We start from the raw sequence: 12,173 nt of genomic DNA on the forward strand, positions 1-12,173 counted from the left end.
CGAAACTCATCGCCCCCCGCCGCGCTTCCCCCCGCTACTCCGGGACAGCCGGGGCCGGCGCCCCCGCCAGCGCTCTGCGCAGCGCCACGTTCGCCGACAGGATCCCTCCGTCCACCGGCAGCGTCACCCCCGTGATCCAGCCCGCGTCCGACGACGCCAGGAACGCCACCGCCGACGCGACGTCGTCCGGCAGGCCCACCCGGCCCGCCGGGTAGTGGGGCGCCGCGCGTTCCAGATTGGCCTCGCGGCCCTTCCAGCCCTCCGTGTGGATCGTGCCGGGTGCGACGAGGTTGACGCGGACCCCGCGCGGCGCCGCGTGGCCCGCCAGGGTCCGGGTGAGACTCGCGAGGCCGGCCTTCGCCGCGCTGTAGGCGTGGCCGCCGAAGTCCTGTTCGCCGTTGACGGAGCCGATGCTCACGATCGCGCCGCGCCCCGACGCCGCGAGGTGCGGCAGCGCCGCCCGTGCGCAGCGGAAGGCCCCGGTCAGGGTGAGATCGATGTCGCGGGCCCACTCATCGTCCGGCTCGTCCTCGAAGAGCGGCACGTCCGGGGTGCAGGAGTACGCGTTGTTGACCAGGACGTCGAGCGAGCCGAAGCGCTCGGCGGCGTACGCCACGGCCGCCTCGACCGAGGCGCGGTCGGCGACGTCGCACACGTACGGCTCCGCGCCGTCGATCAACTCGGCCGCCCGCTCGGCCCGTTCCCCGTCCACGTCCGTGAGCAGAACCCGCGCGCCCTCGGCGGCCAGCCGTCGGGCGATCGCCTCGCCGATGCCGCGCCCGGCGGCGGTGATCAGTACGCCGTGATTCTCGAATCGCCTCATGTGCCGATCATGGGGCCGACCCGACGGCTCGCACCAGGGGCGCGGCGAGGCGCGGCCACCGTGGAGGCGGCCCCGCGACGTCCCTCAGGAGGACGTCCCCCGGGACGCCGACCTGACGGCTCGCACCAGTGCCTGGGCCCGGGGGTCCGCCGTCACTCCCTTGCGCATCCCGTTGGTGACATAGCCGAAGGCGATGCCCGACTCGGGGTCCGCGAAGCCGAGCGAGCCGCCGCTTCCCGGGTGCCCGAAGGAGCCGGGGCCCAGCAGCGGCGTGCCCGCTCCGTGCAGCATGAAGCCGAGGCCGAAGCGGGTGCCGACGACCAGCACCCGGTCGGGGCCGGCCGATTCCTCGGTACGGGCGAGGGTCAGCGTCGCGGGGGCGAACAGCCGCTCGCCGCCCCGGTAGCCGTACCGGGGGCCGTCCACGGGGCCGATCATCGCCGCGTAACAGCGCGCCAGCGCACGCGCGGTGGAGATGCCGCCGCTCGCGGGCATCTCGGCGGCGCGGTAGGCGGCGCTGTTGAGGTCCGGCAGCGGATCGATCGCGCCGAACGCCCGCCGGGTGAGCGACTGCGGGTCCTTGTACGCCTCGGCGACCGAGCGCTTCACGCGCAGCCGCAGCTCACCACCGCCACCGGCGGGCTCCTCGATCCGGCCGATCCGGCCCACCCGGTGCGCCTCCTCGGGGGGCAGCCCGATCCAGAAGTCCAGGCCGAGCGGGCGGGCGATCTCGTCCGCGATCCACCGGCCGACGGAGCGGCCTGTGACGCGTCTCACCAGCTCGGCGACGAGCCAGCCGTAGGTGTAGGCGTGGTAGCCGTGGTCGGTGCCCGGCTCCCAGACGGGCCGCTGCGCGGCCAGCGCGTGGGCGCCCGACTCGCCGTCGAGGGCTTCGGCGGGGCTGAGCGGCCGGTCGAGCACGGGCACGCCGGCGCGGTGCGACAACAGGTGCCGTACGAGGACCCGTTCCTTGCCCGCCGCCTTGAACTCGGGCCAGTAGGTGCCCACCGGAGCGTCCAGGTCGATGCGTCCGCGCTGGTGCAGCAGCAGCGGTACGGCGGCGGCGACGCCCTTGGTGGCGGAGTGGACGATCTGCGCGGTGTCCACGGCCCAGGGCTCCGCGCCGTCGACGTCGCGCGTGCCGGCCCACAGGTCGACGACCTTGTGCCCGTCCCGGTAGACGGCGACGGCGGCGCCCCGTTCACCGCGCTCCCGGAAGTTCCGTACGAAGGCGTCCTTGACGGGTTCGAAGCCCGCGGCCACCGTGCCCTGGACGTCAGCGACGCCTACGATCCCGCTCATGACTCCATGGTGCACGGTCGGCACGGCGGACGGGGCCACGGGGTTCAGTGCGACGGGACCGTCCCGGGGTCGAAACCGAACGGCAACTCCAGCCGGTGCGCGCCCATCAGCTCCCTGTCGCCCAGCAGTTCGCGGGTCGGCCCGTCGGCGGCGATGACACCTTCGCTGAGGATCACGGCGCGCGGGCACAGCTCCAGCGCGTACGGCAGGTCATGGGTGACCATCAGGACGGTGACGTCCAACGCCCGCAGGATGTCGGCGAGTTCACGGCGCGACGCGGGGTCGAGGTTGGACGAGGGCTCGTCGAGTACGAGGATCTCGGGCTCCATCGCCAGGACCGTCGCGACGGCGACCCGGCGGCGCTGGCCGAAGGAGAGATGGTGCGGCGGCCGGTCCGCGTACTCGGCCATGCCCACCTGTGTGAGCGCGGCGACGACCCTCGCCTCCAGCTCCGCGCCGCGCAGTCCGGACGTGGCGGGTCCGAAGGCCACGTCCTCGCGCACCGTGGGCATGAACAGCTGGTCGTCGGGGTCCTGGAAGACGATGCCGACGCGGCGGCGAATCTCGGCGAGGTGCTGTTTCGCGACGGGCAGCCCGGCGACGGTGACGGACCCGGCGCCGGCGGTGTGGATGCCGTTGAGGTGCAGGACGAGGGTGGTCTTCCCGGCGCCGTTGGGTCCGAGCAGGGCGACCCGCTCGCCGCGGGCGACGGTCAGGTCGACGCCGAAGAGGGCCTGGTGGCCGTCGGGGTAGGCGTAGGCGAGCCCGCGCACTTCGAGAGAGGGCGGCGGGGACGGCTGCTTCGGCTGGTCCTGGGACTGCGTGCTCATAGTGTCCAGCCAAGCAGACAGACCGCGAGCGCCGAGAGCGGGAGTGCGGCGGCGGACGTCCACTGCGCGCGGGAGGCCGTCGTCTCGTCGATGACCGGCATCGTGCCCGTGTAGCCGCGGCTCGTCATCGCCAGGTGCACCCGCTCACCGCGCTCGTAGGAACGGATGAACAGCGCGCCGGCGGATTTGCCGAGCACCCCCCAGTGCCGTACGCCGCGTGCCTCGAACCCGCGCGAGCGGCGGGCGATCGACATCCGGCGCAGCTCGTCGGTGATCACGTCGCCGTAGCGGATCATGAACGACGCGATCTGGACGAGCATCGGCGGGAGCCGGAGCCGTTGCAGCCCGAGCAGCAGCGCGCGCAGTTCGGTGGTGGAGGCGAGGAGTACGGAGGCGGCGACGCCCAGCGTCCCCTTGGCCAGCACGTTCCAGGCGCCCCAGAGGCCGGGGACGCTCAACGAGAGCCCGAGGAAGGTGACCTGCTCGCCGGGCACCACGAACGGCATGAGGACGGCGAAGGCCACGAACGGGACCTCGATCAGCATGCGGCGCAGCAGGAACCCGGCCGGGACGCGGGCGATCGCGGCGACGGCGGCGAGCAGTACCGCGTACAGGCCGAAGGCCCACACGGCCTCGCGCGGGGTGGAGACCACGACGAGCACGAAGCACAGGACGGCGGCGAGCTTGCAGTGCGGCGGCAGCGCGTGGACCGGCGACCGCCCCTGCCGGTAGAGCCTGTGGGCGTGGCCCGCCCCCATGTCAGGCCCGCTCGGCGGAGGTCGGGGCGGACGCGTTCCGCGTCGTACGGCGGCGGTGGACGGCGTAGAAGACCCCGCTGCCGACGACGACCGTCGCGCCGACGCCGATGACGCCCGCGAGGCCGCCGGAGAGCCGGGAGTCGGAGATGTCCGCGATGCCGTAGTCGGCGAGGGGCGAGTCGGCGGCGGCGTGCTCGTCGACGTTCTTGTCGAAGCCCTTGTCGGCGGCGACCTTCTCCAGGCCGTCGGGGTTGGCGGAGGCGTAGAAGGAGACGACGCCGGCGAGCAGGAGGGCCGTGCCGAGGCCGGCCGCCAGCAGCCCGCGCGGCGAGCGCGCCGCGGCCGGCGCGGTCGCGGGCACGGTGGGCGCGGGTGCGGCGGGCGCGTCGATCAGTTCACCGTCCACCCGCAGCTTGAGCGGCGCGGCGAGCCCGCGTGCCCCGTGGACCAGGTCCGGGCGTACGGCGATGACCGCCCCGACCGTCAGCGCGGTGATCGCAGCCTCGCCGATGCCGATGAGGACGTGCACGCCGACCATCGCGGTGAGCACCTTGCCGATCGGGACATCGGTGGTCCCGCCGATCGCGTAGAGGAGGGTGAAGGCAGCGGCGGCGGCCGGCACCGACACCAGGGCGGCGACGAACGCGGACCCGGTCACCGAGTGGCGCCCCTTCGGCAGGACCCGGAGGAGGGCCCGGAAGATCCCGTACGAGACGAGCACCGTCACGACGCCCATGACCGTGATGTTCACGCCGAGCGCGGTGAGTCCGCCGTCCGCGAAGAGGATTCCCTGCATCAGCAGGACGACGGCGATGCAGAGCACCCCGGTGAAGGGGCCGACGAGTATCGCCGCCAGCGCCCCGCCGAGCAGATGCCCGCTGGTGCCGGCCGCGACGGGGAAGTTCAGCATCTGTACGGCGAAGACGAAGGCCGCGACGAGACCCGCGAGGGGCGCGGTGCGCTCCGCGCCGTGGCCCTCGGCGAGGGGTCCGTCGCCCAGCTCGCGGCGTGCGCCGCGCAGGCTGACCGCCACGGCCCCGGCCGCGACGACGCCGGCGGCGGCCGACACCGGCAGGTTGATCATTCCGTCGGGGACATGCATGGGCGGGCTCCGCTTCCGGCAGGCGTGGTGAACCGCTCGAAGTGAACCGTTCGAATAGATAGTCCTCTCTTGCGAACGAGTTGCAAGAGCGCGGGCCATGCGAATCGGTGTACGGGCACCGAACGGCACGGAAAGTTTGCGGATTCCGGGACGCACGGCGTTAAATATCTGACAAAAGGTATGTTGTGTTGTAAAGCGCCTCATATTGCGCCGCACACCGCGTCGAAGACCGCCGCAGAGGAGCGAAGCGATGCCAGCCGTCGTAGAGCAGCCCGCCAAGGTCCGCCTCATCACGGACACCCCCCACCACCGGCGCCTCTCGGTCACCCTCCGCTACGACAGCGCCGATCCGCTGGCCGTCCGCGTCGCCTTCCCCGCCGAGGTGTCACGCGACGACGGCGAGGTGGTGTGGGCTTTCGCCCGCGAGCTGCTGGAAGCGGGACTGCGTACGCCGTCGGGCGAGGGAGATGTACGCGTCTGGCCCTGCGGCCGGGCCCAGACGATGCTCGAATTCCACTCACCGGACGGTGTGGCACTGATCCAGTTCGACACCGCCGCACTGCGCCGCTTCCTGCGGCTGACACACCAGACGGTCCCGGCCGGCGAGGAGCGCTACCCACTGCGCGCCAAGCGCGGCCTGGACCGCCTGCTGCACAACTCCTAGGTCGGAGTCGGGTCGGGTCACCTCAGACCCGCACCAGCTCCTTCTCCGGGCCGGGCCCGGCGTCCCGGCCCGCGCCGTCGGACTCCTTCTCCAGCATCTTCCGCAGCTGCTCCCCCTCCACGTCCACGTTCGGCAGCAGCCTGTCCAGCCAGCGGGGCAGCCACCACGCCTTGCTGCCGAGCAGCGCGAGCACCGCCGGGACGATGGCCATCCGGACCACGAACGCGTCGAAGAAGACGGCGATGGCGAGCGAGAAGCCGATCATCTTGATCATGGACTCGCCGGAGCCGATGAAGCCCGCGAAGACCGCCATCATGATCACCGCGGCGGCGGTGACGACCCGCGCCCCGTGCCGGAAACCGGTGACGATCGCCTGGCCGGGGCGCTCCCCGTGGACGTACGCCTCCCGCATCCGGGTGACCAGGAAGACCTCGTAGTCCATGGCGAGACCGAAGACCACACCCACCATGAAGATCGGCATCATCGACATGACGGGACCGGTCTGCTCGACGCCGAACAGACCCGAGAGCCAGCCCCACTGGAAGACCGCGACCACCGCGCCGAGCGCGGCGACGACCGACAGCAGGAACCCGAGGGCCGCCTTGAGCGGTACCAGGACCGACCGGAAGACGAGCATCAGCAGCAGGAACGCCAGACCCACGACGAGCGCGAGATAGGGCAGCAGCGCGTCGTTCATCTTCTCGGAGAAGTCGGTGTTCATCGCGGTGGCGCCGGTCACCAGGACCTTCGCCTCGCTGTCGGAGGCGATCTCGCCGCCCGCGTCGCGGATGGCGTGGACCAGGTTCTCCGTCTCCACCGACGAGGGACGGTCCTTCGGGACGACCGTGATCGTGGCGGTGTCACCGGCCTTGTTGTACGTGGCCGGGGTGACGGCCGCGACGCCCTTCAGGTCCTTCACGGCGTCGGTGACCCGCCCCGCGGTCTGCTTGGCGTTGTCGTCGCCCTTGCCGTCCACGACGACCAGCAGCGGGCCGTTGAAGCCGGGGCCGAAGCCGTCGGACAGCATGTCGTACGCCTTGCGCTGCGTCGTGCTCGTCGGCTGCGATCCGTCGTCGGGCAGACCCATCTCCAGCGAGGTCGCCGGTACGGCGATGATGCCGAGGCCCACGACCCCGGCCAGGAGCACGGCGACGGGGCGGCGCAGCACGAAGCGGGCCCAGCGGGTGCCCATGTTGGGCTTGCCCTCGGCCACCTTGCCGTCGGCCGACGCCGCCCGCTCCCGTTCGTGCCGCTCGCGCACCTTCTTGCCCTGCACGCGCCTGCCCGCGAATCCCAGCACGGCCGGGACGAGCGTGAGCGCGACGACGACGGCGATGACGACCGTACCGGCGGCGGCGATGCCCATCTTGGTGAGCATCGGGATGTTGACGACGGAGAGCCCGACGAGCGCGATGACGACGGTGAGCCCCGCGAAGACGACCGCGGATCCCGCCGTCCCGGCGGCCCGCCCGGCGGCTTCCTCCGGTTCACGCCCCTCCGTCAGCTCCGCCCGGTAGCGCGAGACGATGAACAGGGCGTAGTCGATGCCGACGGCGAGGCCGATCATCATCGCGAGAATGCCGGTGGTGGAGCCGAGGTCCATCACACCGGCCAGCGCCGTGATGGTCGAGACACCGATCCCGACGCCGATGAGCGCGGTGAGCAGTGGCAGCCCCGCCGCGATCAGCGAGCCGAAGGTGATGACGAGTACGACGGCGGCGACGGAGACGCCGATGACCTCGGTGGCCCCGGTCTCCGGTACGGCCTGGAGCGCGTCCCCGCCGATCTCGACCGTCAGGCCCGCGTCCCGCGCGTCGGCCCCGGTCTCCTCCAGCGCGGTGCGGGTCTCCTCGGTCAGCTCCATGGAGCTGACCTTGTACGTGATGGACACGTAGGCCGTCGAACCGTCCTGCGAGACGGCCTTGGCCGTGTACGGGTCGGTGACCCGCGCGATCTGGTCCGAGCCGGCCGGCAGCTCGTCGACGATCTTCTCGACCTCGGCCTTGTTGGCGGCGGAGGTCATCTTCCCGCCGTCCGGGGCCTTGAAGACGACACGGGCCGTCGCTCCGTCGGCGCTGCCGCCGGGGAAGCGCTCCTCCAGCAGGTCGAAGGCCTTCTGGGCCTCCGTCCCCGGAATGGAGAAGGAGCTGGAGGTCGCGGTGGACGCGGATGCGGCGCCGACGCCGGCCAGGGCCAGCAGCGCCACCCATACGAGGGCGACGAGATTTCGGCGTCGGAAGGCGAACCGTCCGAGTCTGTACAGGAACGTGGCCACGAGGCGTACTCCCGGTCTGGGGGTGGGTCAGGGCATGGGGAGCCGACCGACGGCGCGAGAGCGACACGCGTGCGGTACTGGGTACTGCTGGGGAACCCCGGAGATGGGCGAGCGGCCCAGGGAGGCGGAGCTGCGGTGCTGCGGTGCTGCGGTGCTGCGGTGCTGCGGTGCTGCGGGGAGGGTCAGACGCCGAGGGCGGGGAGAACCACGGCGTCGAGGTAATCGCGGAGGAACGCCTGGTCGACAGAGCGGTCCTCGACGAGCTGCCGGGCGACGAAGGCGCCGACCAGCATGTGTGTGACGTACTTCAGCGCGGGTTGGTCCGCGCTGATCTCACCCCGGTCCACGGCACGGCTCAGGAACACGCTCAGCCCGTTCAGCTCGGGCTCGATGAGGAGTTCGCGCAGGGCCTGGTGGAGATCGGGGTTGGTGTGGACGGCATGGACCAGACCCCGCATCAGCGCGGTGTCCCGTTCCATCTGACAGTCGTCGGCCATCGAGACCATGGCGTGGAAGTCCCCGCGCAGCGAGCCGGTGTCGATCTGTGCGACATCGGCCGGCTTGTTGTGGCGCAGGGCCCGTGCGACGAGCTCCGGCTTGCTCCCCCACTGGCGGTAGAGGGTGGCCTTGCTGGAGTGGGTGCGGCCGGCGACGGCGTCCATGGTGAGGGCGTCGTAGCCGACCTCGCGCAGCAGGTCGAGCACGGCTGAGTACAACTCGCTCTCGCGCTCCGGCGTGAGTCTGGTGCGTGCCATGGCCGACCTCCCCTCAAGGAATCGAGGAACCGAACGAAACGGTTTCGTACAGTACGAAGATAACCCCACCCTCATCGAAACGGCAACGTTTCGCTTGTGGGCTCCGCCACACCCTCCACACACACGACCGAGCGCCCGCCGAACACATCCGGCCAACTGACTTGTGCCCACGAGTTGCCCCGCCCCTCCCGCGCGGAAAGCATTGGGGGGTGAGTGACGACGTCGCGTATCTCCGCTATCCGCACCTGCACGACGACTTGCTGTGTTTCGCCGCCGAGGACGATCTCTGGGTCGCCCCCCTCTCGTCGGCCAAGCACCGCCCGGACCGCGCGTGGCGGGTGACCGTCGACCGCACCAGAGTGGGACATCCGCGGTTCTCGCCCGACGGCAGCCAGATCGCGTACACGACCTGGCGCAGCCTCGATCCCGAGATCCATCTGGCACCGGTGGCCGGCGGCCCGGCCCGCCGGCTCAGCTACTGGGGCTCCACCGACACCCGCGTCTGCGGCTGGACGCCGCCGGACAAGGACGGCTCGGCGCAGATCCTCGCCGTCTCCTCGCACGGACAGCCGTTCTCGTACTACTCCTGGGCCTACAGCGTCCCCACCGACGGCTCCCCCGGCGGCAAGCTCCCCTGGGGCCCGGTCGCCGACATAGCCGTCGCCGACATCGGGGGCGAGCGGCGCACGCTGCTGCTCACCGGAAAGCCGCCGCACGAGCCGGCCGCCTGGAAGCGGTACCGGGGTGGGGCCATGGGCCGGCTCTGGCTGCACGGCGAGCGTCTGCTGGAGGATCTGCCCGGCCATCTCGACTGTCCGATGTTCGTCGACGGGCGCATCGCCTTCCTCTCCGACCACGAGGGCGTCGGCAATCTCTACTCGACGCTCCCCGACGGCACCGACCTGCGCCGGCACACCGACCACGACGCGTTCTACGCCCGCCACGCGTCGTCCGACGGACGACGGATCGTCTACCAGTGCGCGGGAGACCTCTGGCTGGTCGACTCGCTCGCGCCCGGCGCGGTGCCGCGCAAGCTGTCGGTACGGCTCGGCGGCCCGCGCGCCGGGCGGCGCGCCTACCAGGTCCCGGCCACCCACCACGTCGATTCGATCTCCGTCGACACCACGGGCCGCGCCAGCGCCGTCTCCGTACGCGGCAGCCTGTACTGGCTCACCCACCGCGACGGCCCCGCCCGCACGATCACCGACACTCCGGGGGTACGGGTCCGGCTCCCCGAGATGCTGGGCAGCGGCGGCAAGGTCGCCTATGTCACCGACGCGGACGGCGAGGACGCGATCGAGATCGCCTATCTGCCCCGCGCGAGCGGGGACCGGCCGCCGCTGCGGCTCGCCTCCGGGCGGCTGGGGCGGGTGCACGAACTGATCGCCGACCCGGACGGCGAACGGCTGGCGCTGACGACGCACGACGGAAGACTGCTGATACTGACGGTTCCCGACGACGCGCCGGACGACGCGACGTCGGAAGTTCCCGGTGCGGAACCGGCCGAGCCCGTCGCGGCGGACGTCACCGAGGACGTCACCGAACTCATCCGCTCCGTCAACGGCCCCGTCACCGACCTGGCGTTCTCCCCCGACGGTGACTGGATCGCCTGGTCCCACCCCGGAGTCGGCCGCTCGCTGCGCCAGATCAAGATGGCGCGGATCGCCGACCGTACGATCGTCGACGTCACCAACGGCCGCTTCGAGGACGAGAATCCGGTCTTCACCCGGGACGGCCGATATCTCGCCTTTCTTTCCTGGCGCGGATTCGACCCCGTGTACGACGTGCACACCGGCGACCTCTCCTTCCCGCTGGGCTGCCGCCCCTATCTCGTACCGCTGTCGTCGGCGACGCCCTCGCCGTTCGCGCTGTCCCCGGACGGCCGGCCGGCCGCGGGCGGACTCGACCCGGTGGCGGCCGTCGTGTCCGACGGCGCCGCGGCCTTCGGGGGCACCTCCCAGGCCGAAGGCTCCGGGGGAGGGACGGTGACGGTCGAGGTCGAAGGGCTGGCGAGCCGGGTCACGCCGTTCCCGGTCTCCGCGTCCAAGTACTCGGCCCTGCAACCCGTCAGCGGCGGCGGCCTGGTGTGGCTGCGCTGGCCGATCTCCGGCGCGCTCGGCGAGACGTTCGCCAACCCCGCCGACACCTCGGGCCGGCCGACGCTCGAACACTTCGACATCACCAAGGCGCGCAGGAGTGAACTCGTCGACCACCTCGACTGGTTCGCGATCAGCCGGGACGGCTCACGGCTCGTGGTCGTGGACGACGACGATCTGCGCGCCGTGCCCGCCAACGAGCCCGGCGACGGCGACTCGACCGTCCACCTCGACCTGCGCCGCATCCTGCACGAGGTCGATCCCGCGGCGGAGTGGCGCCAGGCGTACGGGGAGGCGGGCCGCATCATCCGCGCGTACTTCTGGGAGCCGCAGATGTGCGGCATCGACTGGGACGCGGTCCTCGACCAGTACCGCCCGCTGGTCGAACGCGTCGCGACACCCGACGAGTTCGCCGATCTGCTGCGCGAGGCGCTCGGCGAACTGGGCACCTCGCACGCGTACGTCACCCCCGCCCGCCGCAACGAGGGACCGCCGCACTACCAGCGCGCCATGGGTCTGCTCGGCGCCAACCTCGTCTGCCGGGACGGCGAATGGCTCGTCAAACGGATCCTGCCCGGTGAGTCGTCGGACTCCAAGGCCCGCTCCCCGCTGGCCGGTACGGGCATCCGCGAGGGCGCGGTCCTCACCCATGTCGACGGCCGGCCCGTCGACCCGGTGACCGGCCCCTTCCCGCTGCTGTCCGCCGCCGGCGGCACGACGGTCGAGCTGACCTTCCGCCCCGCCGAGGACCTGTCGACGGCCAACGGCGTTGCCGGGAACGGCGGTTCACGGCGCGTCGCGATCGTCCCGCTCATCGACGAACGGCCCCTGCGCTACCAGGACTGGGTCGCCAAGCGCCGCGAGGTCGTCCGCGAGATGAGCGGCGGCAAGTGCGGCTACCTCCACATCCCCGACATGGGCGGCTCCGGCTGGGCGCAGTTCAACCGGGACCTGCGGCTGGAGGTGTCCAGGCCCGGACTGATCGTGGACGTACGCGGAAACGCGGGCGGCCACATCAGCGAACTCGTCGTGGAGAAGCTGACCCGGCGCATCCTCGGCTGGGACCTCACGCGCAACGCGCAGGCGGTCAGTTACGCCTCCAACGCCCCGCGCGGCCCGGTGGTCGCGATCGCGGACGAGGCCACCTCCTCCGACGGCGACATGATCACCGCCGCGTTCCGGCTGCTGAAACTGGGCCCGGTGGTCGGACAGCGCACCTGGGGAGGGGTGGTCGGCATGACCGGCAGACACCGGCTGGGCGACGGCACGGTGATCACGGTGCCGATGAACGCGGCCTGGTTCGACACCTACGGCTGGTCGGTCGAGAACCACGGTGTGGAACCGGACATCGAGGCGCTGCGCACACCGCTGGACTGGGCGGAGGGACGGCACGCGCAGCTGGACGACGCGGTGTGGGTGGCACTGGAGTTGCTGGCGAAACAGCCGGCGGCGACACCCCCGGACTACACGAACGTCCCGGACCGCCGCCGCCCCGCGCTACCGCCGCGAAGCTGATCCCGCCGGACGGGCTCATCAAGCCCGTCCGGCGATTGAGGACACGGCACGCA

9 protein-coding genes are annotated in these 12,173 nt (G+C 71.9%); 2 read left to right on the forward strand and 7 right to left on the reverse strand.

Going from position 1 to position 12,173, the window contains the following annotated elements; all coding sequences use genetic code 11:
- Positions 1 to 34: 34 nt before the first annotated feature.
- From SSPS47_RS12965 to SSPS47_RS12985, 5 genes are all read right to left on the reverse strand, one after another.
- Positions 35 to 823 (reverse strand): SDR family NAD(P)-dependent oxidoreductase, encoded by a 789-nt coding sequence (locus tag SSPS47_RS12965; protein ID WP_164251182.1) that lies wholly within the window; start codon positions 821 to 823, stop codon positions 35 to 37.
- Between the two features lie 84 nt (positions 824 to 907).
- Positions 908 to 2,125: a serine hydrolase domain-containing protein gene (locus tag SSPS47_RS12970; protein ID WP_164251184.1), complete on the reverse strand. Its 1,218-nt coding sequence runs from the start codon at positions 2,123 to 2,125 to the stop codon at positions 908 to 910.
- 44 nt (positions 2,126 to 2,169) lie between these two features.
- Positions 2,170 to 2,955, reverse strand: a complete 786-nt coding sequence (locus tag SSPS47_RS12975; RefSeq protein ID WP_164251186.1) for an ABC transporter ATP-binding protein — start codon at positions 2,953 to 2,955, stop codon at positions 2,170 to 2,172.
- Positions 2,952 to 3,713 carry a cobalt ECF transporter T component CbiQ gene (gene cbiQ, locus SSPS47_RS12980; protein WP_164251188.1) on the reverse strand — a complete coding sequence of 254 codons (762 nt, stop codon included), beginning with the start codon at positions 3,711 to 3,713 and terminating at the stop codon, positions 2,952 to 2,954. The genes SSPS47_RS12975 and cbiQ overlap by 4 nt, the downstream gene beginning before the upstream one ends.
- Before the next feature lies 1 nt (position 3,714).
- Positions 3,715 to 4,815 carry an energy-coupling factor ABC transporter permease gene (locus tag SSPS47_RS12985; protein ID WP_164251190.1) on the reverse strand — a complete coding sequence of 367 codons (1,101 nt, stop codon included), beginning with the start codon at positions 4,813 to 4,815 and terminating at the stop codon, positions 3,715 to 3,717.
- A 250-nt stretch (positions 4,816 to 5,065) separates the two neighbouring features.
- Here SSPS47_RS12985 and SSPS47_RS12990 point away from each other — a divergent pair, with 250 nt between their 5' ends.
- A complete protein-coding gene (locus tag SSPS47_RS12990) occupies positions 5,066 to 5,479 on the forward strand; it encodes an SsgA family sporulation/cell division regulator (protein WP_164251192.1) in 414 nt (137 codons plus the stop codon).
- A 22-nt stretch (positions 5,480 to 5,501) separates the two neighbouring features.
- Here the strand turns inward: SSPS47_RS12990 and SSPS47_RS12995 are convergent, their stop codons facing one another.
- Both SSPS47_RS12995 and SSPS47_RS13000 read right to left on the reverse strand, forming a co-directional pair.
- Positions 5,502 to 7,754: an MMPL family transporter gene (locus SSPS47_RS12995; protein WP_164251194.1), complete on the reverse strand. Its 2,253-nt coding sequence runs from the start codon at positions 7,752 to 7,754 to the stop codon at positions 5,502 to 5,504.
- 182 nt (positions 7,755 to 7,936) lie between these two features.
- Entirely contained in the window at positions 7,937 to 8,509 is a 573-nt protein-coding gene (locus SSPS47_RS13000) for a TetR/AcrR family transcriptional regulator (RefSeq protein WP_164251196.1), read from the reverse strand.
- Between the two features lie 209 nt (positions 8,510 to 8,718).
- Between SSPS47_RS13000 and SSPS47_RS13005 the strand changes: the two genes are divergently transcribed.
- Entirely contained in the window at positions 8,719 to 12,120 is a 3,402-nt protein-coding gene (locus tag SSPS47_RS13005) for a S41 family peptidase (RefSeq protein ID WP_164251198.1), read from the forward strand.
- The last annotated feature ends 53 nt before the right edge of the window (positions 12,121 to 12,173 follow it).

The organism is Streptomyces sp. S4.7 (assembly GCF_010384365.1).
In the GTDB taxonomy this organism is placed as follows: domain Bacteria; phylum Actinomycetota; class Actinomycetes; order Streptomycetales; family Streptomycetaceae; genus Streptomyces.